This is a genomic window from Variovorax guangxiensis, from assembly GCF_003952165.1.
Lineage (GTDB): Bacteria > Pseudomonadota > Gammaproteobacteria > Burkholderiales > Burkholderiaceae_C > Variovorax > Variovorax guangxiensis.
Genome location: NZ_RXFT01000016.1, coordinates 105,772 through 129,299, shown reverse-complemented (window position 1 = coordinate 129,299; position 23,528 = coordinate 105,772). Strand labels below are relative to the sequence as shown.

The 23,528-nt window shown below is 63.6% G+C and carries 14 protein-coding genes and 1 tRNA gene; 13 read left to right on the top strand and 2 right to left on the bottom strand.

Annotated features, from left to right (window positions below):
• Positions 1 to 8: 8 nt before the first annotated feature.
• The gene (locus EJP67_RS28225; RefSeq protein WP_126025050.1) at positions 9 to 932 is read right to left on the bottom strand and encodes a YicC/YloC family endoribonuclease; all 924 of its coding nucleotides are present in this window, start codon (positions 930 to 932) and stop codon (positions 9 to 11) included.
• Positions 933 to 1,023: 91 nt separating this feature from the next.
• Here EJP67_RS28225 and EJP67_RS28220 point away from each other — a divergent pair, with 91 nt between their 5' ends.
• From EJP67_RS28220 to EJP67_RS28190, 7 genes are all read left to right on the top strand, one after another.
• On the top strand, positions 1,024 to 2,031 hold the full coding sequence (locus EJP67_RS28220) for a serine/threonine protein kinase (protein WP_126025049.1): 1,008 nt from the start codon (positions 1,024 to 1,026) through the stop codon (positions 2,029 to 2,031).
• Between the two features lie 4 nt (positions 2,032 to 2,035).
• Positions 2,036 to 2,941 carry a PP2C family protein-serine/threonine phosphatase gene (locus EJP67_RS28215; protein WP_126025048.1) on the top strand — a complete coding sequence of 302 codons (906 nt, stop codon included), beginning with the start codon at positions 2,036 to 2,038 and terminating at the stop codon, positions 2,939 to 2,941.
• 38 nt (positions 2,942 to 2,979) lie between these two features.
• A complete protein-coding gene (rph, locus tag EJP67_RS28210; protein WP_126025047.1) occupies positions 2,980 to 3,711 on the top strand; it encodes a ribonuclease PH in 732 nt (243 codons plus the stop codon).
• A 19-nt stretch (positions 3,712 to 3,730) separates the two neighbouring features.
• Positions 3,731 to 4,330 (top strand): RdgB/HAM1 family non-canonical purine NTP pyrophosphatase, encoded by a 600-nt coding sequence (gene rdgB / locus EJP67_RS28205; protein WP_126025046.1) that lies wholly within the window; start codon positions 3,731 to 3,733, stop codon positions 4,328 to 4,330.
• Between the two features lie 14 nt (positions 4,331 to 4,344).
• Complete coding sequence (hemW, locus tag EJP67_RS28200) at positions 4,345 to 5,607, top strand: radical SAM family heme chaperone HemW (RefSeq protein WP_126025045.1); 1,263 nt, start codon at positions 4,345 to 4,347, stop codon at positions 5,605 to 5,607.
• A 32-nt stretch (positions 5,608 to 5,639) separates the two neighbouring features.
• A tRNA-Ser gene (locus tag EJP67_RS28195) sits at positions 5,640 to 5,727 on the top strand.
• 549 nt (positions 5,728 to 6,276) lie between these two features.
• A complete protein-coding gene (locus EJP67_RS28190) occupies positions 6,277 to 6,648 on the top strand; it encodes a type I restriction endonuclease subunit M (protein ID WP_126025044.1) in 372 nt (123 codons plus the stop codon).
• 29 nt (positions 6,649 to 6,677) lie between these two features.
• Here EJP67_RS28190 and EJP67_RS28185 read toward each other — a convergent pair whose 3' ends face one another.
• Positions 6,678 to 6,980, bottom strand: coding sequence for a helix-turn-helix domain-containing protein (locus EJP67_RS28185; RefSeq protein ID WP_126025043.1), 303 nt, complete (start codon positions 6,978 to 6,980; stop codon positions 6,678 to 6,680).
• 194 nt (positions 6,981 to 7,174) lie between these two features.
• On the opposite strand from EJP67_RS28185, the gene EJP67_RS28180 reads away from it, so the two are divergent.
• The 6 genes from EJP67_RS28180 (at position 7,175) to EJP67_RS28155 (ending at position 23,528) form a co-directional block, all read left to right on the top strand.
• Entirely contained in the window at positions 7,175 to 8,284 is a 1,110-nt protein-coding gene (locus tag EJP67_RS28180; RefSeq protein WP_126025042.1) for a hypothetical protein, read from the top strand.
• 196 nt (positions 8,285 to 8,480) lie between these two features.
• Positions 8,481 to 9,359 carry a hypothetical protein gene (locus tag EJP67_RS28175; RefSeq protein WP_126025041.1) on the top strand — a complete coding sequence of 293 codons (879 nt, stop codon included), beginning with the start codon at positions 8,481 to 8,483 and terminating at the stop codon, positions 9,357 to 9,359.
• 217 nt (positions 9,360 to 9,576) lie between these two features.
• A complete protein-coding gene (locus EJP67_RS28170) occupies positions 9,577 to 10,674 on the top strand; it encodes a Fic family protein (RefSeq protein WP_126025040.1) in 1,098 nt (365 codons plus the stop codon).
• A gap of 2 nt (positions 10,675 to 10,676) precedes the next feature.
• Positions 10,677 to 16,013, top strand: coding sequence for a DEAD/DEAH box helicase (locus EJP67_RS28165; RefSeq protein WP_126025039.1), 5,337 nt, complete (start codon positions 10,677 to 10,679; stop codon positions 16,011 to 16,013).
• Positions 16,014 to 16,022: 9 nt separating this feature from the next.
• Positions 16,023 to 18,908, top strand: a complete 2,886-nt coding sequence (locus tag EJP67_RS28160) for a helicase-related protein (RefSeq protein ID WP_126025038.1) — start codon at positions 16,023 to 16,025, stop codon at positions 18,906 to 18,908.
• A 60-nt stretch (positions 18,909 to 18,968) separates the two neighbouring features.
• On the top strand, positions 18,969 to 23,528 hold the full coding sequence (locus tag EJP67_RS28155; RefSeq protein WP_126025037.1) for an Eco57I restriction-modification methylase domain-containing protein: 4,560 nt from the start codon (positions 18,969 to 18,971) through the stop codon (positions 23,526 to 23,528).

Below are 23,528 nucleotides of genomic sequence, written 5' to 3'. Positions count from 1 at the left end.
CTTCGTCGTCATTCGATGTTCTGGACCTGCTCGCGCATCTGCTCGATCAGAACCTTCATGTCCACGCCGATGCGCGTGAGTTCCAGCGCCGCAGACTTCGAGCCCAGGGTGTTGGCCTCGCGGTGCAGCTCCTGGATCAGGAAGTCGAGGCGCTTGCCGATCTCGCCGCCCTTCTTGAGCAGGCGCTCGATCTCGTCGAGATGCGAGTTCAGCCGGGTGAGCTCTTCCGCCACGTCGATGCGGATGGCGAACGCGGTCGCTTCGGTCAGTGCACGGTCTTGAGCAGCCTCGGGCGGCGTGCCGCCCGTTCCGGCGCTCAGGCCCATGGCTTCCTGCCAGCGCTCCAGGAACCGGGTGCGTTGCTGTTCGACCAGCTGCGGAACCAGCGGACCGGCCTGCTGCACCAGGGTGCGCAGTTGCGCGAGGTGGGCTTCGAGCATCTTGGCCAGCCGGGCGCCTTCGCGCTGGCGGGCCGAGATCAGGCCTTCGAGCGCCTTGCCCGTCACGTCGAGCAGGTCGGGGCCCCAATCGCCGCGCGTGGCGCTGTCGCCGCCGGCCAGGCGCAGCACGTCGGCCACGCTGAGTTCGCGTGCGCCCGGCAGCCATGCCTTGATGCTGTCCTGCACGCCATTGAGCCGCTGCAGCAGCTTGACGGAGGGCTCGACCACGCCCGAGGAAGAGGTGCTTTCGATGGCGGCGCGCACTTCGACCTTGCCGCGCTTGAGCTTGGCCGTGAGCAGTTCGCGCAGGGCGGTTTCGTGCTGGCGGAGTTCTTCCGGCAGCTTGAAGGTGAGATCGAGGAAGCGGCTGTTGACCGAGCGGATTTCAACCCCGAGCCGGCCCGCGGCGGAAGGCCGTGCTTCGGCTTCGGAGTGGCTGCCTGCGGGCCCGTTCTGGCCGCTGGCGTAGCCGGTCATGCTGTAAACTGGCATTGCGCCTCACTGTGGTTTTGCTTGCATGCGCCGAGGCGCCGGCACGGCGTTCGCTTGCCGCACCATCGCCTTCGGGCGAAACTCCCGGATTATGTCAAAGGTCAAGCCTACGCCCCTGCCGCCCGATACGGTCATTGGTGGTTACCGCGTTGTACGCCGGCTTTCCGCGGGCGGTTTCGGGGTCGTCTACCTCGCCATCGATTCCAGCGGCCAGCAGGTGGCCATCAAGGAATATCTGCCGTCGTCACTGGCCACGCGGGGTCCGGGCGAGCTTGCGCCACAGGTGCCGCCGGAGAAACTGTCGCTGTACCGGCTGGGCCTGAAGAGCTTCTTCGAGGAAGGGCGCTCGCTGGCGCAGATCTCGCACGCGTCGGTGGTCAGCGTGCTCAATTTCTTCCGCGAGAACGAGACCGTCTACATGGTCATGAATTACCTGGAGGGCGCGACCCTGCAGGATTTCGTGGTCACGGCGCGCGACCTGAAGAAGCAGAAGGTGTTCCGCGAGTCGACCATCCGTTCGCTCTTCGACGAGATCCTGCGCGGCCTGCGCATCGTCCACCAGTACAAGATGCTGCACCTGGACATCAAGCCGGCCAACATCTTCGTCACCGACGACGACCGCGCCGTGCTCATCGACTTCGGCGCCGCGCGCGAAGTGCTCAGCAAGGAGGGCATCTTCATCCGCCCGATGTACACCCCAGGCTTCGCCGCCCCCGAGATGTACCGGCGCGATTCGTCCATGGGCCCCTGGACCGACATCTACGCCATCGGCGCCTGCATCTACGCCTGCATGCAGGGCTATCCGCCCAACGACGCGCCGCGGCGCATCGAAAAAGACCGCCTCAGCCTGTCGCTCTCGCGGCTGCGCGGCGTGTACTCCGACAACCTGATCGAAGTGGTCGAGTGGTGCATGTCGCTCGACCCGCTGTCGCGCCCGCAGTCGGTCTTCGCGCTGCAGAAGGAACTCAGCCGCGAAGGCGAGCGGCGCTACACCAAGCTCACCGTGGGCGAGAAAGTGCGCCTGTCGATCGACAACATCCGCTCCTTCGACAAGAAGGCCCTGCCCAAGGCTGCCGCGCCGACCACGCGCCCTGCATGACATCATGAAATTCTCCGTCTTCCAGGTCAGCCGCAAGGGCGGGCGTCTCAAGAACGAAGACCGCATGGGCTATTGCTACACGCGGGAATCGGGGTTGTTCGTGCTGGCCGACGGCATGGGAGGCCACCCGGAAGGCGAAGTGGCGGCGCAGCTCGCGCTGCAGACCATTGCCGCGCTCTACCAGCGCGAGGCGCGCCCGATGGTGAAGGACGTGAAATCCTTCCTCGCTGAATCGGCCATGGCCGCGCATCAGCAGATCATGCGCTACGCGAGCCACAAGGCCATGCTCGACACGCCGCGCACCACCGTCGTGGCGGCCGTGCTCCAGAACAACGCCGCCACCTGGATGCATTGCGGCGATTCGCGCCTGTACGTCGTGCGCGACGGCCGCCTGCTGGTGCGCACGCGCGACCATTCGCACGCCGAACGCCCGAAGCCGCACGGCTCCGACATGCCCGTCAACCGCAACCTGCTGCTGACCTGCCTGGGCTCGCCGACCACGCCGCTCTTCGACGTTTCGGCGCCGCTGCAGCTGCAGCGCGGCGACCGCATCATGCTGTGCTCGGACGGCGTCTGGGGCGTGCTCGACGACGAACTCATCGTGCACACGCTTTCCTCCGGCAAGCCCGTGTCCGACGCTGCCCCCGACCTCGCCGAGATGGCCCTGCGCAAGGGCGGCTCCCACAGCGACAACGTCACGCTCATCGCGCTCGAATGGGAAATGCCCGACAGCGCGGACGACCGCAGCGGAGTTTCCACCGAGACCATCGAGGACGGCGTCTTCGCCTCGACCATCCAGGCCGGCATGCCCTCCGACAACGAGATCGACGACCTCGACGAGGACGCCATCGAGCGCTCCATCGCCGAGATCAACGAAGCCATCCGCAGATCGGCGGCGCGCAAGACCTGAGCGCGGCCTTCTTTTTTTTCTTTTCCGGTTCCCGAACAATGACTGCTTTCACACGAAGCGGCGGCCGCGCCGCCGACCAGCTGCGCCCGGTGCGCATCACCCGCGGTTTCACCATCCACGCCGAAGGCTCCGTGCTCATCGAGTTCGGCCAGACCCGCGTGCTGTGCACCGCCTCCGTCGAGGAAAAAGTGCCGCCGCACAAGAAGGGCAGCGGCGAAGGCTGGGTCACGGCCGAATACGGCATGCTGCCGCGCGCCACCCACACCCGCAGCAGCCGCGAGGCCGCCAAGGGCAAGCAGACCGGCCGCACGCAGGAAATCCAGCGCCTCATCGGCCGCTCGATGCGCGCCGTGTTCGATCTCGCCGCGCTCGGCGAACGCACCATCCACCTCGACTGCGACGTGCTGCAGGCCGACGGCGGCACGCGCACCGCGGCCATCACCGGCGCCTTCGTCGCCGCGCAGGACGCCGTCAACAAGCTGCTGGCCTCGGGCGCCATTGCCGCATCGCCCATCAAGGGGCACGTGGCGGCCATCTCGGTCGGCATCGTCGGCGGTACGCCGCTGCTCGACCTGGAATACACCGAAGACTCGGCCTGCGACACCGACATGAACGTCGTCATGACGGGCGCCGGCCATTTCGTCGAAGTGCAGGGCACGGCCGAAGGCGTGGCCTTCACGCGCGAAGAAATGAACATCCTGCTCGGCCTGGCCGAGAAGGGCATCGGCGAACTCGTGGAACTGCAGAAGCAGGCACTGCTTTCCAACTGACGCATCCACTGGCGAATTCATGAAACTGGTTCTGGCTTCCAACAACGCGGGCAAGCTCGCCGAACTCCAGCAACTGTTCGCGGAGCTCGCCGTCACCCTCGTGCCGCAGTCGGCGCTGGGGGTGAGCGAGGCCGAAGAACCCTTCCGTACCTTCGTCGAGAACGCGCTGACCAAGGCGCGCCATGCCAGCGCCGCCACCGGCCTGCCGGCCATCGCCGACGACGCCGGCCTGTGCGTCGATGCCTTCGGCGGCCTGCCGGGCGTCGACACCGCCTACTACGCCACGCAGTTCGGCTACGCCAAGGGCGACGCCAACAACGTGAAGGCCCTGCTCGAGCAGCTCGACGGCGTCGCCAACCGCCGCGCCGCGCTCGTCAGCACGCTGGTCGCGCTGCGCAGCCACGACGACCCCGAGCCGCTCATCGCCGTAGGCCGCGTGGTCGGCGAGATCGCGCCCGCGCCCATCGGCGACAACGGCTTCGGCTTCGACCCCGTCATGTACCTGCCGTCCTTCGGCAAGACCTTCGCGCAGCTGACGCCCGAGGTGAAGAACGCTAACAGCCACCGCGGCCGCGCGGCACAGGCCATGCTGGTGCTGATGCGCGAGCGCTGGTTCTGACCGGCGGTCGATAGATGGCTACCACCTTCCCGATTCAGCCGGCGCAGCCCGCCGGCGCGCAGCACGCCAACGACGTCCTGCACTGGATGCGCCCAGGCCCGCTGCAGCTCAGCGCGCTGCCGCCGCTGTCGCTCTACATCCACCTGCCGTGGTGCCTGCGCAAGTGCCCGTACTGCGACTTCAATTCGCACGAATGGCGCGCCGCCAGCGAGGCCGACATCGACGGCATTCCCGAAGCCGCCTACATCGACGCGCTGGTGGCGGACCTCGATGCCGCCTTGCCGCTCATCTGGGGCCGCAGCGTCCACACCATCTTCATCGGCGGCGGCACGCCCAGCCTGTTCTCGCCGCAGGCCATCGACCGCCTGCTGAGCGACGTGCGCGCACGCCTGAAGCTCACGCCCGATTGCGAGATCACGCTCGAAGCCAACCCCGGCACCTTCGAGCGCAACCGCTTCCGCGCGTACCGCTCGGCCGGCGTCACGCGCCTGTCGGTGGGCGTGCAGAGCTTCAACGACGAGCACCTGAAGGCGCTGGGCCGCGTGCACGACCGCGCGCAGGCCATTGCCGCCCTCGAAGAGGCAGCGAGCACCTTCGACACCTTCAACCTAGACCTGATGTACGCCCTGCCGGGCCAGACCCTGGAAGGCCTCGAGGCCGACCTCTCGCAGGCGCTGGCGCTCGCTCCGCCGCACATTTCGGTCTACCACCTGACCATCGAGCCCAACACCTGGTTCGCCAAGTTCCCGCCGGCCCTGCCCGAGGACGACATCGCCTACGCCATGCTCGACCGCATCACCGAGCGCACCAGTGCCAGCGGCATGTCGCGCTACGAGATCTCGGCCTATGCACGCGAGGGGCACCAGTGCGCGCACAACCTCAACTACTGGCAATTCGGCGACTACCTCGGCATCGGCGCCGGCGCGCACAGCAAGCTGAGCTTCGCGCACCGCATCGTGCGGCAGGTGCGTTTTCGCGAACCGCGCCTGTATATGGATAACGCACGCGCCGGCGCCGCCGTGTCGCAGAGCGACGAAGTGGCGCTGGCAGACCTGCCGTTCGAATTCATGCTGAATGCGCTGCGGCTGAAACAGGGCTTCACGCTGCCGCAGTTCAGCGAACGCACCGGGCTGGCGATGACGTCGATCCAGCGCGGCCTCGAAGAGGCCGAGCGCAAGGGCCTCATTGCCCGAGACCTGTTCCGCGTATGGCCGACCGAGCGCGGCCTCGACTTCCTGAGCGACCTGCAGGCCATGTTCCTGCCCGACGAGGAGTAGGACGCCACGGTCGGCATAAAATCGCCGGCTCCGGAGAGTTGGGTGAGTGGTTTAAACCAGCAGTCTTGAAAACTGCCGACGTGAAAGCGTCCGTGAGTTCGAATCTCACACTCTCCGCCAAACTCGAGCCCCTGTAACAGCCCCTGCCACAGAGGCTTTTTGCTGGGCGCTGGGCTTGCAGCGCGGGCCAATGGGCCGCATGCCATGGTTTTGCCCATGTTTTGGTTTGTCCTGGGCGCGCGGCACATGTGGTTGCGGTTGGCTGGTGGTTTTGGGGCTTGGTGGGGCGCGTGGTTGTTGCCCTTGGGGCGTGCCCTCCGAGGGGCCGTTAGGCCCGTTTGGGCCTCGCCGCCGGGCTGCTTGGGCACCCCTACGCAGCGCGCCCAAAACCGTCAAAAAACAGCGTTTTCCCGTCCAGCGAAGGGGAGTCGCCTCGCTGGCAATGTGTTGTTTTTGTGCTACAATATACCGGCGGGTAGAAACCTGCTGGGCGCAAGCTAGGCAGGACCATGCCCGTGTGTAAGCCCCCGCAGCCGCAGTAGGAGCCGGACCACCCGGTAGCCGCTGCGGCTGTTTTTCTTTTCCAACCCCTCGTCCTCCGTCAGCACGCCTTGCCTCCACAGGCCTAGGCGCGCTGCCGCATGGGCGTTTCATTTTGAGCAATCAATCATGAAAAAACTTCCCTCCGGCCATACCAAGCGCGACGGCGCGCCACGCTTCGAACTCGGCCGCGTCGTTGCCACCCCGGGTGCTCTCGAACTCATGCACCGCACGAACAGCCATCCGCTTGCCCTGCTGGCGCTCCACGTCTCAGGCGACTGGGGCGAATGCTGTGCCGAGGATGCGCAGACCAACGAAGACGCTCTCGTGCACGGCAATCGCGTGCTGTCGGTCTATCGACTGCCGCTCAAGAGGTTGGGCAAAGACGCCGCAAAGAAGGAGCAGACATTAGCGCAAGTGGACGAGGACGACAACCGCATTTGGTTGATCACTGAGGCAAATCGCACCGTCACGACGTTGCTACTGCCCGAGGAGTACTGAGATAAACCTCGCCGTGCTTGATGCGGCATCTACTTGCTCAAGCCAACGACGTACTCGACCGCTTGTGATCTCTTGGTTTTCGGTAGCTTGCTGAACGCAAGCAGGAGCTGAGCCTCGTCATCGGCTACCGCATAGAAATATGCAGTCGGGACGCCAAGCACTTTCGCAAACCTTTCCACCAACTCATACGCAGGCGCTCGCTTGCCCAACTCGTAGCGATTCATTCGCGTGCTGGCAGACATCGGATCAAGGTCGGCTTCAATGCCAACTTGTTCTTGTGACAAGCCGGCCAACTGCCTCGCCTGTTTGAGGCGTCTCCCCAGAACGGTCATTTAGATCTTTGGGTCCAAAGATCAAGATAGTCCCGACAATGCTCGCCTCAAATACTACCGATTTGGTAGTATTGAGCCGCCAGCCTTCAGAGGGTGAGGCGCGATCAAACGAGTGGATGGGTGATCGCTGGAGGTCATCGGGCGGAACCCGAACGCCTGACCCAATCAACAGCTAGAACGAAGAGAACTCAATCATGCTTCACTACATTCGTAAGGCCATATCCAGACTGTGCATTGTGGCCATGGTCATCTCGACCTCCGCATTGCTCATCGGCTGCAGCCCCGAAGCCCCTCCATGCAACGATCCACAGCGCATCGAGTCGGTGCTGAGGATGGTCGGAAAGGGACACGACGAAGACCTCGGCAACTACAAGTTCAAGTCGGCCGATTTCGTGTCCCTTGAAGCCGGAGCGCCTGCTGTGACGTCCTATGACGAATCAATCAAGCGCCGGTCCTGCGAGGTCCACCTGACACTTGCTTTCAAGCCAACCGTGGTCCAGAAGATGAACTTCTACATGGACTGGATGGGCGATCCGTTGGGCTCCTCCCTCAAGTACGGCATTCCCGAACTCTTCTCGGAGGTTCAAAGACCGCAGCAATTTCAGATCGACGCCGCGGTGATCCGAAGCGTGACTGGCGACAGAGTCAGCGAAGCGCCTTTGCGGCTACCCGTTGCGTACAAGATCGTGAAAGACGAAGGAAAGAACACGTTCAGCACGTCCGTCAGCTACAGCACCGCGACAACGACGCCGTATCTGAAAGTCGCGTCCAACGCGCTGGCTTTCGATGAGTACGTGCGCAACGTCCTCAAAGCCCGTGGAAAGGCCGTGCCGGCATCGATGCAGTACGGGCAGTCGGCTGCATCCTCTGCGGGCGCAGCGTCTGCCACCCCTTCGTCGACCGCAGGTCAGTCTGTGACCCCAGCGAGAGCAGCAGACTCCACTGCTGCTGAGCAAGTCGAACAGGCCAAGCTGCAGAAGGCGGCTGACATGATCGCGGCCGGCAACCCCCAGCGAGGCGCTGAGACACCTGTATCGTCAGCCCAATCTCCCGCGACCAGCACCAACAGCGGCCCAGAAAACATCATGGCCGTCATCACGCGCTACGAGGCTTGTGGCGAGGAGGCGGTGTGCCTGCATACCGCCAAGGGCAACACCGTCTGGATGCAAGCCGCGATGCTGCGTCGTATGGACTTCGCCATGTTGGACACGGCCATCCGTGGCAAGACGCCCGTCTGTCTGCAAGGTGTCGCGCGCACTGAGGGCAGGAACTTTTCTGCCGATGGGCTCGACAGCCAATGCTGATCGTTCGCTGTTAGCGGAACTTCGCTAACACCGCGCCCGCTGAGAAGGCGCCGTGCCGACCGTCAAGGTCAGCCGGCGCCTTTGCTGCTTCTGGGTGTCAACACACCTCCCTCATCCTTCTTTCACTCTCGCCAACTTGCGCGCTGGCTCGGGTTTCGAGCCTCCGGCCTCCGCAAGCGCGGCGCAATCATTTCTCATGAACACACTTCATACGCCCGCCGATAGCGGGCCGAACGCCGCCGTCCGCCTGTTCGGCATCGGCGCAACCGGTCAGCGCTTCGTCCAGCAGTTTCATAGCCGCATTGGTGCGCCGCTGCACACCCCGTTGGCGGACTTGCTGGCGCAACAACCGGAGTACATCGATATTGTCAGAGAGCCGGCAGAGTCCATAGTCGATCGGATTGACCTTCAGGACACACGCATCCTCTGCCTGGCCTATGGCTTTGACATGACGGCTGCCGAGATTGAGGTAGCCATGCACTTGGTCTGGAGCATGTGGGATCGGGAGGCTCATGTCATTGGTATCGTGGTCGGCGCCCATGATCATCCGCCACCAGACGGCGATTCCATGCTCGGCATCCTGTGTGATTCGATCGATGCGCGCATCGGCATCGCGGACCCGGTCGACCTCGAAGGGCTCGCGCCGTTGCAATGGTTCTATGTGGCGCTGCAACGTTCGGTGCTCGAAGGGCTCTCGATCCTGGAGGCCGCCTGGGATCATTCGGATGTTGTCGAAACCCTGGACTTCGGCCAAGTGCAGTTAGAGCTTTTCACGCAGTCGCTGGACGAGCCGGCGCAGTTGGATGCGGCGATGGTGCAAGTTCTGGAGGAGTTCAGGCACCGCGGGGTCTGGCTGGAGCAGGCGCTGGGCGCGGTGTTGGTGCTGTGGGCCCCTTCGGAGTACCAGCTCACCGTTCGTGTGGTGCGCGGCCTGGGGTGCAGCTTGGGCGAAGCGTTAGGGGAGGGCGCCTTGCACCTGACCGTCCGGCTGCGTAGTCGGCCCGGCTTGGGTGACCCGACAGCCTATCTGACGATGGTCGTGAGTACGCCGCGGGCCCAACCTTACGTCCTCTAGGTCTCTTAGTACGGCCATGGCAGAACTCACAAACCTGCATTGATATGTCGCGCGCCTCGATATCAGCATCCAACGGCACTGGCTTGTCGCGCCGCAGTTGACGAGCCTTCGCATCACTTTTCGATGCGAATCAACATTTTGGCTGCACGGGTACGAACTAGAAAGGGTAGTTGGCACTAGGAAATATTGGGTGTAATTGGATGTAGTATCGAGCGAAATGATCGCCGCCAATGCTGTCCGGATCACCCCCGAAATCCTGAAGCTCATCGCCAGCATCGACGAGTTCAAGGGGGCTTGGCGCGCGCTCGGCGCTCTCGCACCGGACCGGCTCTCGGCCTTGCGCCGGGTAGCCGCCATCGAGAGCATCGGTTCGTCCACCCGCATCGAGGGCAGCAACCTGTCGGACCAGGAGATCGAGCGCCTGCTGTCCAACCTCCAGATCAAATCTTTCTCGACTCGTGACGAGCAGGAAGTGGCCGGCTACGCCGAAGTCACGGAACTAGTGTTCACGTCCTGGCAGGACATCGCGCTGACTGAGAAGCACATCAAGCAGCTGCACCGCGATTTGCTGACCTATAGCGAGAAGGACGCGTGGCACCGGGGCAACTACAAGACTTCCACGAACAGCTTGGTCGCCTTCGATGAAGACGGCAAGCAACTGGGTGTGGTGTTCGAAACCTCGACGCCCTTCGATACGCCGCGCCTGACGACCGAGTTGGTCACCTGGTTCAACGAAGAGCGCGATGCGGCACGATTTCATCCCCTGCTGCTCATCGGTATCTGGGTCGTGATCTTTCTGGAGATCCATCCCTTTCAAGATGGCAATGGCAGCTTGAGCCGGGTCCTAACTACTTTGCTGTTGCTACAGGCTGGCTATGCCTACGTGCCTTACAGCTCGCTCGAAAGTGTGATCGAGCAGAGCAAGGAGACTTACTACCTGGCGCTGCGGCAGACGCGGGGGACCATCCGTATGGAATCGCCGAATTGGCAGCCCTGGCTCATTTTCTTTCTACGCGCGCTAGCGGAGCAGGTTCGTCGCCTCAGCCGCAAAGTGGAGCGCGAGAAGATCGTACTCGCCGCACTGCCCGAACTCTCGCTACACATCGTCGAGTTCGCGCGGGAGCATGGGCGCATCACCATGGGCGATGCGATCCGGCTGACTGCCGGCAACCGTAACACGCTCAAGCAGCATTTTCGTGTTTTAGTGGAACGTGGCCATCTCGCGCAACACGGGGCTGGCCGGGGGGTCTGGTATGAGTTCGCGTCGTCGTCCGATGCACCATCTAGCAGCCACCAAGAAGAACAAGGAGGCTAACGATGGACAACGTCTTCAGTTTTAGAGATCAACTGATCGCGGAATACAGCAGCTTCTCCCGCAGCTTCAGCCGCATTGCATCCGATGACATCCTTCGCACGGTTGAACAGGAATATGCCCGTGGCCGCTACTGGCCTGAGCCGTTGATCCAGATCAACCCCAACTACAAACGCGACACCACAGTTCAGCAATTGGCACAGCAAGGCATGCTGCATGCCGATTGCGCGCATATTTTCCAGGTGGGCAAGACTGAGGGAGCGGCAGCAGATCTGCATCTGTATGTGCACCAACTGCAGGCGCTAGCCAAGGCCCAGAGCCGGCAAAGCTATGTAGTCACTACCGGTACAGGGTCGGGCAAATCGCTTTCGTTCTTCATCCCGATCATCGATCGCATCGTGAGAGCCAAGGCAGCTGACCCAAGTAAGCGCACTCGAGCCATCGTGATCTACCCCATGAATGCGTTGGCCAACAGCCAGCTGGAAGAACTAGACAAGTTCCTGCACGGTTACCCGGAAGATCAAAAGCCATTCACAGTCGCACGCTACACCGGCCAGGAAAGCGCTACGCAGCGGCAGGAAATCGCCAGCAACCCGCCAGACATCCTGCTCACCAACTTCATGATGCTGGAGTTGATCCTGACCCGATTTGAGGCGGTGGACCGGCAGGTGGTGGAGCATTGCGCAGGGCTGGAATTCCTTGTCCTCGACGAACTGCATACCTATCGAGGCCGGCAAGGCGCCGACGTGGCCTTGCTCGTACGACGGCTGCGCGAGCGCCTGCAGGCCGAACAACTGGTGTGCATCGGTACTTCCGCCACCATGTCGTCCACGGGCACTCAGGCTGACAGAAACCAGACTGTTGCCGATGTGGCCAGCCTGCTCTTTGGCGCGCACATTTCTGAAAACGACGTCATCGGCGAAACCCTGGAGCGGGTCACGAACCCAGGCAAAGGCATTCCTGCCGTCAAGCCGCTACTCAAGCCGGCGCTATTAAAAGAAGTTCATCACTGGCCGGACTTCGCAGCCTTCAGTGATGACCCATTAGCTGTGTGGGTTGAGCTGAACCTTGGAATTGAACTGCCAACCAACGAACCGCCCCGCCGCGCCAAACCCATGACACTGCGCGATGCCGCCTTGCGGCTGGCTGGTGATGCGCAATGCACTTTTGAAGAAGCGAGCGCCGGGCTTCAGCGTTTTCTGGTTGCCGCACATGCTGTACGAACAGTGCAGGGCCGTGCGCCATTTGCCTTCAAGCTCCACCAGTTCATCAGCGGGCCAGGCAAGGTGCTGGCCACCCTGGAAGCCGAAGGCGAGCGCCACATCGCGCTGGATGCCCAGCGCTACGCGCCGGGGCGGCAGGAGGAAGGCACGCAGCTCTATCCCGTTCACTTCTGCCGCGATTGCGGACAGGAATATCACCCGGTGTGGCGCTCTGGCCAGTCGCAGGTGGAATACGCCCCCCGAGAAATCGACGACATCTCTGGGGACGACGACGAAAACGCGCGCTACGGCTTCCTGTGTCCGGCCGACATTCGTCAGACCTACCGTGGAAACATTGAAGATCTGCCCGAAGCGTGGCTGGATCTGGCGAAGGCCGAACCCAAGGTCAAAAGCACCTACCGAAAATCCATCCCGGAAGATGTCCGCGTCACACCGCAGGGGTTGCAGACTGTGCAAGGCCAGGGCAAGGAGTACTGGTTCATTCCAGGCAAGTTCCGTTTCTGTCTGAACTGCGGCCAAACTCATGAAGTTCACGGCAAGGACATCAACCGATTGGCCAGCCTGTCGGGGGAGGGTCGATCCTCGGCCACGACCATCCTGACACTGAGTGCCCTCCGGCAACTCTTTGCGATCAAGGACATCCCGGCCGGCCAGCCCGATCCGCGCAAGCTTCTTGGCTTCACCGACAACCGACAGGACGCCGCGCTGCAAGCCGGGCACTTCAACGACTTCGTGTTTCTGCTCACCCTGCGCTCAGCCCTCATTGGCGCGCTGCAGAACCACCACGGCGTGCTCACCGAGGAAATGCTCGCGGATGCGGTCTTCAAGGCGCTGGGCTTCGACCAGACCGACTTCGCCACACTGGCTGAGTATCTGCGCACCCCCAAGCTGATGGGCCTCGCACGCCAGGATGCCCAGCGCACCATGCGCTTCATCATTGGCTACCGTCTGCTGCGCGATCTGCGGCGTGGCTGGCGCTTCAACAATCCGAATCTCGACCAATTGAACCTGCTCTCCATCGCCTATCGTGCGTTGGACGAGTTCTCACAGGAATCCCAGCTATTCACAGGTCGCTCCGTACTCGCCACCATCGAGCCAAGCCAACGGGCCTCTCTGGCGCGAACGGTGTTCGACCACATGCGGCGCCACCTCTGCCTGGAAACCCGTTACCTGGATTCGGTGGAACAGGAAAAAGCCAGAGCCACGGCGCACCAGCACTTGAATGAACGCTGGGCCTTCGCGGCCGATGAAAACCTGGAGACCGCCAGATACCTGATCCTGACCAAGCGTCCCGAGTACAAAGGCAAACCCCGCACCGACCTGGTTCCCGGCGGGTCACGCTCCCGCCTGCTGAAAGACATCAAGTCCGCGGACTTCTGGAAGAGCGACGGTGCCTCGGCCCTGATCAAGGGTTGGAAAGAGCCGCAGTGGGTCGAACTTCTGGAACATCTGCTCCAGGCTGCGAAGGACCACGGCTACGTTCAACGATCCGAGGTGGACCAGCAAACCGTTGGCTGGCGTCTCAACGCATCGTCCATGGACTGGCTGCTAGTGGAGGAGACACAGGCCACCGAAGACGGCAAGCACAACCGGTTCTTCCGCAACCTGTACCTGGCATTGGCCCAAACCCTACGCCAGCAGGGCCATGCGCTGTTCGACTTCGAGGCCCAGGAGCACACCGCTCAGGTGGATGCCACCCGCCGCCAGTTGCTGGAACAGCGCTTCCGTTACACAGACAAAGACCGCCGCGACTGGTCAGACAACCCCGCCCATGAGGCGCCCTTGGAACGCCTGCCCGTGATGTTCTGTTCACCCACCATGGAGTTGGGCGTGGACATCTCGGCCCTGAACACGGTGTACCTGCGCAATGTGCCGCCCACCCCGGCCAACTATGCCCAGCGCAGCGGCCGTGCCGGGCGCTCAGGCCAGCAGGCGCTGGTCATCACGTATTGCGCGGCCCTCAGTCCGCACGACCAATGGTTCTTCCACCATGCCACCGAGATGGTGCATGGCATCGTCAGACCACCGACGCTGGACCTGGCCAATCGGGACTTGGTCGAAAGTCATCTGCACGCTGTATGGCTCGCGGCCCTTCAGGTGCAACTGGACACCAGCATAGGCCCACTGCTGGATTTGGAGCAGCCAGGCAAGCCCCTGCAAAGCGCCCTGCGTGACAAGCTCCTGGCGCCCGAAGCCCACGCACGCGCCCTGCAAAGCGCCCATGCGTTCATGGCCCAACTCGCCCCGGTGCTGCAAGGCAGCACGTGGTTCTCTTCCAACCTTGTGGAAGAAGCCATTCAGCGTGCAGCGCAAGACTTCGATGCCGCCCTGCAACGCTGGCGCGTGCTCGTGGACGCCACGCGCAAGCAGATGGACATGGCCGACCAGGTGGTCAAGAGCTACACCACCACCCATGCCGAAAAGCAGAATGCCCAGCGACGCTATGGCGACGCGGCCCGCCAGTACGCCGTACTGCTCAAGCCGGGCAATGGCCAGAACGCCGACTTCTACACCTACCGCTACCTTGCCAGCCAGGGCTTCTTGCCCGGCTACAACTTCCCACGCCTGCCGCTCATGGCCTGGATACCCGCCAAAGGCGGTACCACAGCCAAAGGCAAGGACGACGAAGGCAGCATGGTCAGCCGCCCGCGCTTCCTGGCCCTGTCCGAGTTCGGGCCACGCAGCCTTATCTACCACCAGGGTCGCATGTACCGCGTGGTGCGCGCCAAGCTCAACGTAGGCTCAGCCGACCACATCTCAGGCAACAGCACACTCGCCACAGTGGCTAGCCGCGTGTGCAGCCAGTGCGGCTACGCACACATGGGTGAGGAGAACGGCACCGAACCCCACCACAACACATGCGAGAACTGCGAGGCCCTTCTCACCGACCTCGATTGGGTGCGCAACCTGTACCGCATCGAAACCGTGGAAACCGTGCCGGTCGAGCGCATTTCCATCAATGACGAAGACCGTCAGCGCCAGGGCTTCGAACTGCAAACCACCTACCGCTTCCTGCCCGGCCCCGAGGGCAAGATCGCGCAGCACAAGTCTCTCGTCTTAGGCGGCGCGGGTGGCAGCGGCGAAACCGACGTCCTCGCGGCGCTGACCTATGCCCCGGCGGCGCAAATCTGGCGCATCAACCGTGGCTGGCGCCGTCGCAAATACAAAGAGCAGCTCGGCTTCTATATCAACCCCATCACCGGACAGTGGAGCAAAAAGGACGAGCCTGGTGCCACCACAGACGGAGCCGAACCCGAAGGCGACCTACTGGACAAGGTGCCCAACCAGCAAATCGTGCCGTTCGTGGAGGATCACCGCAACATCCTCATCCTCTCCCCCAGGATGCCCCTGGACATGGAGGCCATGGCCACGCTGCAGGCCGCGCTCAAGCGCGGCATTGAAATGACCTTCCAGATTGAAGAGTCCGAACTCGTGGCCGAATCCCTGCCCAAGCAGGACGACCGCAAGGCTCTGCTGTTCTATGAGGCTGCCGAAGGCGGTGCGGGCGTGCTCACGCGCCTGGCCACGGAGCCGGGAGCCATGGCTCAGGTTGCCGCTGCCGCACTGCGGTTGATGCACCACGATACCCCCACCGGCCCCTGGACGGTCGAAGGCCTGGATGCTCTGGAACACAAGAACAAACACGGCCAGAGCATCTGCGAAGCCGGCTGTTACCAGTGCCTGCTGTCGTACTTCAACCAGCCCGACCACAACCACATCAACCGCCGCAACGCCCAGGCCATTGAAATGCTCGTGGCCCTGGCCAATGCGCAGGTGGCGCCTGCGGAACCAGAGCAGCCTCCTTGCGCCGCAGCGCCAACGGCGAACGGAGTCATGCAACCCAATCCTGGCGCAGGCCATGGCGACCTCTTCATGCAATGGCAGCAAGCTCTGCGCGCCGGCAGTCACCGCGAGCCCGATCAGTATCAAGTGCCTGCACTGGGCGGCGAACTCACCGTAGCAGGCCAATACAAGGCCGCGCGCACGGTGGTGGTCCTGGCTCCGCCCAGCCCAGCCCAAGTGGCGGCCCTGGTGGACAAAGGCCAAGCCGTGCTGGACATGTCCAACCCCCAGCACTGGCCTGAACAGTTCGCCAGCTATCCCCATGTTTTCAGCTAAGCCATCCGCATGACCACTGCGACCCACGACTTCATGCCCGGCAACCTGGTGCGCGCCCGTGGGCGCGAATGGGTGATCCTTGCTGATACCCGCCATGACGACAGTGCAGATCTGCTGCGTCTGCGCCCCCTGGGCGGTGCAGACGAAGACGCCATCACCCTCATTCCGGAGCTGGAATTCACGCCGGTAGAACCAGCCACCTTTGCCTGGCCTCAGCCCGAGCAAGCGGGCAACCATGCGGCTGCGCTGCTGCTGCGCGATGCACTGCGCCTCAAGCTGCGCTCGGGAGGCGGCCCCTTCCGCTCATTCGGCAACATTGCCGTGGAGCCCCGTGCCTACCAACTGGTGCCCCTGCTCATGGCCTTGCGCCTGACCACCGTGCGCCTGCTCATCGCCGACGATGTGGGCATCGGCAAGACCATCGAGGCTGGCCTCATCGTGCGCGAACTCATGGACCGCGGCGAAATCACTCGTTTGGCCGTGCTCTGTCCGCCTCACCTTGTGGAGCAGTGGCAGGGCGAGTTGCAAAACCGTTTCAATCTCCAGGCCGTTGCGCTCACTTCGGCCAGCGCAAGCCGCATCGAAGGTGCACTGCCCCACGGTGTAGGCCTGTTTGACCACCACCCCGTGGTCGTGGTCAGTCTGGACTACATCAAGAGCGAGCGCCACCGCGAGCACTTCCTTTCCATTGCACCCGAGTGCATCGTCGTGGACGAAGCCCACACCTGCGCCAGCAGCGGCACGGGCAAGCAACTGCGCTTTGAGCTGCTTCAACGACTGGCAAAAAACGCCGAACGCCATCTGCTCCTACTCACGGCCACGCCCCATTCGGGCGATGAAGTCGCCTTCTACAACCTGCTTTCTCTGCTCGACCCTGCCTTTGCCCGGCTGCAGTCCCGCACCGCTGCCGACGACCCGCTGCGCCAGAAACTGGCCCGGCACTTCGTGCAGCGTCGCCGCAAGGACATCGTGGAATGGCAGGCAGAAACCCAAGACGGCCGGGGCTTTGCTCGCCGGATGAAAACCGAACTGACCTACCAGCTCACCGGCGACTGGGGCGCCTTCTTCGATGCCGTGCAAAGCTACTGCCGCGAAATGGCCGAAGCCGTGGAGCAAAGCCAGCAGCCGGGCAGTGCACGCCTCATCTGGTACGCCACGCTGGCCATGCTGCGCTGCGTGGCCTCGTCGCCCGCTGCCGCCGTCAAGGCCCTCACCACGCGGCTGGAAGGCAAAAGCCTCAACTTCGCCCAGGCTCAATCCGATGACGCACTCGACGATCCGCTGGACGACGAACGCTTGCACGACGGCCAGGCCGACGACTTGGTCGGTAACGATCTGGAACCCGCTGGCCAGTGGAATGTCGCGCAGCAGGACACCAACCGCCTCCAGGCTCTGATCGCCGAAGCTCAACGCCTCTCTGGCAAAGCTGGCGACCCCAAGCTTGCTGCACTGATCGACCACCTGGACGGCTTGCTGAAGGACGGCTTCGCCCCCGTGGTGTTCTGCCGCTACGTGGCCACTGCGCACTATGTGACCGGTGAACTGAAAAGGCACTTTTCCCAAGCACAGGTGGAAGTGGTGACCGGCGAACTCAGCCCCGAAGAGCGCCGCGACCGCGTCGAAAGCATGGAGGAAGGCGGCGACGCCCCGGCAGGCCGCATCCTCATTGCCACCGACTGCCTTTCCGAAGGCATCAACCTCCAGCACCTGTTCACCGCCGTGGTGCATTACGACCTGGCCTGGAACCCCACCCGCCACGAACAGCGCGAAGGGCGCGTGGACCGTTTTGGCCAGCAGGCCCCCGAAGTGCGCTGCACCATGCTCTACGGGCACGACAACCCGGTCGATGGTTTCGTGCTCAACGTCATCCTGCGCAAGGGCGAAGCGATCCAGAAGGAACTGGGTGTGCTCGTGCCCATGCCCGAAGACAAGCAGCGCATCAACCAGGCACTCGTCAAAGCCGCACTGGTGAGGCGCATCTCCTCCGACAGTCTGCAGCGTGGTTTCGACTTCGGCGATGCCGAGCAACTGCTCGCCCCCCTGCAGACCCAGTGGACCGACGCACTCGAAAAAGCCAAGGCCAACCGCACCGTATTCGCCCAGCGCCGCATCCGGCCCGACGAAGTGCTGCCCGAATGGCAAAAACAGCAAGCCGCCCTGGGCAGCAACCAAGACGTGCTGCGCTTCGTGCAAAGCGCCTGCGCCCGCCTGGGCGCTCCGCTGGAAGCCGCTCGGCGCAACGACGGCAACACCCGCTACCGCTTGCCCACCCAGCACCTGCCCGAAGCCCTTCGCCAGCGCTTGGCCGACGATGGCCTGGTGCCCGAAGGCGCCATAAAGGCTATGCAAACCACGCTGGACCTGGACTTCGCGGACCTGCACCGTAGCCACCCGCTCGTCACCGTGCTGGCGGATCACCTGCTCGAAACCGCCCTGCAAGGCGAATCGGTCATCACCGCACGCTGCGCCGCCACCATCACCGATGCGGTGGACGTGGTCACCACTGTCGTGCTGCTGCGCCTGCGCCACCAGTTGGGCTACGTGCGCCGCCGCCAGCCCTACCAGTTGATGGCCGAGGAAACCATCGCCCTGGCCGTGCGCGGCCGCAGCCAGCCCGAATGGCTGAGCGACGACACCACGGCACAGTTGCTGGAATGCGTACCCACCGGCAACCTGCCGCGCGATGCCATGGCGCGCGAAGTGGCTCTAGCCCTGGCATTTCTGTCCGCCCACCCCGAACGCCTGCAGACCCTGGCCCACGAACGCGCCCAGGCCCTGCTGGCCGACCACCGCCGCGTGCGCGAAGCCGCACGTGACGTGGGCCAGTACAGCGTCAACCCCTGCCTGCCCCTGGATGTGATGGGCGTCTATGTGCTGCTGCCCGATGCCCTTTAGCTCAAACGAAGCCATGCACCAGAAGCCGCGCACCCAACCGTTCTCACGTTACCAACGCCCATGAGAAGCGTCCGCCGCCACGCCACTACGCTCAACCTGCCCACCCTGCGGCTGGAGGGCGGCCTGTTCCTGCCCGATGTGCTGGAAAAAGCCGCCCTCGGCCTGGCCCGCCTGCAGACCGAGGCCGACTACCGCCTGCCCAAGGGCCTCAAGTTCAAGGACGAATACAGCCGCGCTTTCCAGATCGCCAGCGCCCAATGGCGTGCTTTTGCCCCGCTGCTGGAGCGCACCGACGTCCCCGCCCAGCACGCCAGCGCCAGCTTCATCACCGAACTGTTGCACGACGCACTGGCCTACCCTGTGGTAGCAGCCAGCGCTGGCCTCACCGTGGGCGACCGGCACTACCCCATTACCCACCTGGCCACCGGCCCGGCGGGCGCGGGAGGCGCGCTCAGCCACGCCATCCCCATCGTGGTGGCCCCACACACCCTGGGGCTGGACGAACCCCATCCCCGCTTCGCCGTGCATCACGCTGACGGCGGCAACAGCGGCAGCCGCAAAAAATCTGCCTTCCAGCTCGCGCAGGAACTGCTTAACGCCAGCCCCGACCACCACTGGGCCTTGGTCAGCAACGGCAAAACCTTGCGCCTGTTGCGTGACGCCGCCACCCTCACGCGCCCCAGTTACCTCGACATCGATCTGCAAGACCTGTTGGCCGGCCAGCGCCTGGCTGAATTCGCCTACGCTTGGCGCCTGCTGCACGCCAGCCGCGCCGGCCTGCTGCCGGGCACTGACGACAGCTCTGCACCGCTGGCATGGGAAGCCTGGCGCGAGGCCGGGCAGGAAGAAGGCACCCGCGTGCGCAACGGCCTGCGCCGAGGCGTCACACAAGCCCTCATCACCCTGGGCCAGGGCTTCGTGCAGCACCCTGCCAACAACGTTCTGCGCCAGGCCCTGCAAGACGGCAGCCTGGGCAAGGACGCCTACTACGCCCAATTGTTGCGGCTCATCTACCGCTTCATCTTCGTCTTCAGCGTCGAAGAGCGCGCCCTCATCCCCAGCGCCCCGCAGCCCAGCGACGACGAAGCCACGCTGCGCGCCAAACACGCCGCAGCCCAAGCCTACGCCCAGGGCTACGCCCTCACCCGCCTGCGCGACCTGGCCCTGCGCCGCCGCGCCCGCAACCGCTTCGACGACCTCTGGCAAGGCGTCAAGATCGTCTTCCAAGGTCTGGCCCACGGACAACCTCGCCTGGGCCTGCCCGCCCTGGGTGGCCTGTTCGCCCCTACGCAATGCCCCGCGCTTGACGCCGCCCAGCTCAGCAACGCCGACCTGTTGGCCGCCATGCACAGCCTGCGCTGGGCCAGGCAGCCCGGCGCGCCGCTGGCTCCCATCGACTATCGCAACATGGGCACCGAAGAACTGGGCAGCGTGTACGAGAGCTTGCTCGAACTCGTACCTGAAGTCGATCTGCCTGCGCGCCGCTTCGGCTTCATCGGCCTCAATGCAGAAGGCAATACCACCAGCACCGTGGCCGGCAATGACCGCAAGCTCACCGGCAGCTACTACACACCCGACAGTCTGGTACAGCAGCTCATCTACAGCGCGCTCGATCCCGTCATCGACCAGCGCCTGGCCGCCCAGCCCGCAGATCCCGTGCGGGCCCTGCTGGCTATCCGCGTCATCGACCCCGCCTGCGGCAGCGGCCACTTCCTGCTTGCCGCCGCCCGCCGCCTGGCGGAGAAGCTGGCACAGCTGCGTAGCCTCGAAGGCGGACAGGAAGGCTCCATCAAGCCGCAGGACTACCGTCATGCCCTGCGCGAAGTGGTGGCCCACTGCATCTACGGCGTGGACCGCAACCCCATGGCGATCGAACTCGCGCGCATGGCCCTGTGGCTGGAGGGCTACGAGGAAGGCCGCCCCTTGGGCTTTCTCGAACACCACCTGCAGGTGGGCGACGCCCTGCTGGGCCTGACCGACCTGCATGCGCTGGAACGCGGCATTGCCAAGGAGGCCTTCAAGCCCCTCAGCGGCGACGACAAGGACATCTGCAAGCAACTGGCCAAAGCCAATGCCCACGCACTGAAGCAACTGAACGTCGAGCGCACCAGCCCGCAAAGTCGCTTGCACCTCGACAACGCCAGCGGCCTAGCCGAACTGCAAGCGCTAGAAGCCCTACCCGAAGACAGCACCCAGCAGATCGCCGCCAAGGCCAATGCATGGGACCAATACCTGCGCCACGCACGCAACCACCACCTGGCCCTGGCCGCCGACCTGCTGCTAGGCGCCTACCTGCTGCCCAAGACCGAAGGCATGGCCCAGGCCATCCCGACCACCTCCACGCTCTACCTCACCCTGCTGGGCAGCGCACTACCCGCCGACCAGCAGCCCGCGCTGGCCGCCGCCAAACAAGCCTGCGCAGAAGCCCGCGTGTTCCACTGGCCGCTGGCCTTTCCGCAAGTGTTCGCGCAAGGCGGCTTTGATTGCGTACTGGCCAATCCGCCGTGGGAACGCATCAAGCTGCAGGAGGAAGAATTCTTCGCCACCCGCCATCGCGACGTGTTTGATGCCCGCAACAAGGCCGAGCGTGCCCAGCGCATCCAGTGGCTCGGCGAAGGCATGCTGGCGCGCCACCTCTACCCCGAGTTGGCGCATGAAGCGCACGAGGACGAGGCCGAGCAGCGTATCTACCGCGAATTCATCAGCGCACGCCGCACCGCAGAAGCCGCCAGCCTGTTTGCCCACGTCAACGAAGAAGACGGTGGCCGCTATCCGCTCACAGGTATAGGGGATGTGAACACCTATGCACTGTTTGCTGAGACCATCTCGCAGATTCATTCAACAACAGGGCGAGGAGGTTTCATCGTTCCGTCCGGCATTGCTACCGACGACACTACGAAAAGATTCTTCCAGTTCTTGGTGAACAACCAGAAACTGATTTCTCTATTTGGCTTCGACAACGCCAGAAGAATTTTCCCTTCGGTTCATCCAGACACGCCGTTTTCTCTCGTGACGATAGGTGCAACGGATGGCCCTGCCGATCTTGCGCATTACCTGTTGTCTGTTGAGGATTTAACCGACCCGCGCCGCCGCTTCGCCCTCACGCCCGACGAATTCCGCCTAATCAACCCTAACACGCTGACCTGCCCGGTGTTCCGTAGCGAGCGCGACGCGGAGCTGACTAAGAAACTCTATCGCGCCGCGCCAGTGCTGATGCGTGACGCTGTGATCGCAGGCGAGGGCAAGCAGGCCATGACCGTGAGGCCCGCGCAAAACCCGTGGGGCATTTCGTTCATGGCCATGTTGCACATGTCGAATGACAGCCACCTGTTCAAGGACGCGCCTGCCCTCAATCGCCTACCGCTTTATGAAGCCAAGCTCATCCACCAGTTCGACCACCGCTGGGCTACCTACGCGGAAGATGGCGGCAGCCGCGACGTCACCGCCATTGAAAAAGCCTCGGCGGATTTCACCGTCGCCCCGCGTTACTGGGTCAACCGCAGTGAAGTGGAAGAGCGCCTGAGCGACAAGGGTTCGCAGCACGGCTGGTTGATGGGCTGGCGAGACATTACCAATGCCACCAACGAACGCACGGTGATTGCGTCGGTGATGCCGGTGGTAGGGGTCGGAAACCAATTGCCACTCATGTTGTTTGCCGAGCGTGAAGATTCGCGGCCGTTTGCTGCCTTGCTGGGAAACCTTGATGCGCTGGTGTTCGACTTCGTGGCTCGCCACAAGACGGGCGGCACGCATATGAACTATTTCATTTACAAGCAGCTTCCTGTCCTGCCCCCTGACCGATACACCGAAGCCGATCTCGCCCATATCGTCCCGCGGGTACTCGAACTCACCTACGTTGCTCACGACCTAGTCGACTGGGCCAAAGACCTGGGCTACGGCGGCCCGCCCTTTTCCTTCGATGCGGACCGCCGCGCCATCCTACGCGCCGAACTCGACGCCTACTACGCCAAGCTCTACGGCCTCACCCAAGACGAACTGCGCTACATCCTCGACCCCGCCGATGTGATGGGCGAGGATTACCCCAGCGAAACCTTCCGCGTGCTCAAGAATAAGGAGCTACGCGAGCTGGGCGAATACCGCACGCAAAGGCTCGTGTTGGCGGCATGGGACGCTCTGCGAGCGCAACCCCCTGTCAATATTCCGGCGCCCCAGCCGGTGCGGCGCACCGTGCCGCTGCCTATCTATCTGAAGGGCGGCACACCGGCTTCCGAAGCCGAGGATTGGTTGGCGGGCCTGGTGTGCGATGTACTCATACAGGCCGGCCCGTGCGACGACAGCCGCCTTCGGCTCATCCTGTTGGCCCCGCTGCCCAACAACATACCATCCGTCGAGGTGTTGCCTTCCTGGCTGGCACCCGTGAATACGGAGCGTTGGGGGCATATGCGTGGCTGGCTGCATGACCTGCTGGGCATTCCTATCACCGCGCCCCTGTCCATCCGCAACCCGGAGGCGCTGGCCGACGTCATTGGCGATCACCGCACCCAGTCATTGGCTACCGCTTTGATCCAGGCCCGCGATCGGAGGGAGGCGGCGCTGAAAGAGACGCTGGCCGGTTCGACATCGGCCGTGCAGTCCCACGAGTTACGCAAGCAGGGGTAG

What these genes read in the sequence shown, in the direction of transcription:
- EJP67_RS28225 (WP_126025050.1), bottom strand. Translation starts at nt 932, where the DNA reads ATGCCAGTTTACAGCATGACCGGCTACGCCAGCGGCCAGAACGGGCCC.
- EJP67_RS28220 (WP_126025049.1), top strand. Translation starts at nt 1,024, where the DNA reads ATGTCAAAGGTCAAGCCTACGCCCCTGCCGCCCGATACGGTCATTGGT.
- EJP67_RS28215 (WP_126025048.1), top strand. Translation starts at nt 2,036, where the DNA reads ATGAAATTCTCCGTCTTCCAGGTCAGCCGCAAGGGCGGGCGTCTCAAG.
- rph (WP_126025047.1), top strand. Translation starts at nt 2,980, where the DNA reads ATGACTGCTTTCACACGAAGCGGCGGCCGCGCCGCCGACCAGCTGCGC.
- rdgB (WP_126025046.1), top strand. Translation starts at nt 3,731, where the DNA reads ATGAAACTGGTTCTGGCTTCCAACAACGCGGGCAAGCTCGCCGAACTC.
- hemW (WP_126025045.1), top strand. Translation starts at nt 4,345, where the DNA reads ATGGCTACCACCTTCCCGATTCAGCCGGCGCAGCCCGCCGGCGCGCAG.
- EJP67_RS28190 (WP_126025044.1), top strand. Translation starts at nt 6,277, where the DNA reads ATGAAAAAACTTCCCTCCGGCCATACCAAGCGCGACGGCGCGCCACGC.
- EJP67_RS28185 (WP_126025043.1), bottom strand. Translation starts at nt 6,980, where the DNA reads ATGACCGTTCTGGGGAGACGCCTCAAACAGGCGAGGCAGTTGGCCGGC.
- EJP67_RS28180 (WP_126025042.1), top strand. Translation starts at nt 7,175, where the DNA reads ATGCTTCACTACATTCGTAAGGCCATATCCAGACTGTGCATTGTGGCC.
- EJP67_RS28175 (WP_126025041.1), top strand. Translation starts at nt 8,481, where the DNA reads ATGAACACACTTCATACGCCCGCCGATAGCGGGCCGAACGCCGCCGTC.
- EJP67_RS28170 (WP_126025040.1), top strand. Translation starts at nt 9,577, where the DNA reads ATGATCGCCGCCAATGCTGTCCGGATCACCCCCGAAATCCTGAAGCTC.
- EJP67_RS28165 (WP_126025039.1), top strand. Translation starts at nt 10,677, where the DNA reads ATGGACAACGTCTTCAGTTTTAGAGATCAACTGATCGCGGAATACAGC.
- EJP67_RS28160 (WP_126025038.1), top strand. Translation starts at nt 16,023, where the DNA reads ATGACCACTGCGACCCACGACTTCATGCCCGGCAACCTGGTGCGCGCC.
- EJP67_RS28155 (WP_126025037.1), top strand. Translation starts at nt 18,969, where the DNA reads ATGAGAAGCGTCCGCCGCCACGCCACTACGCTCAACCTGCCCACCCTG.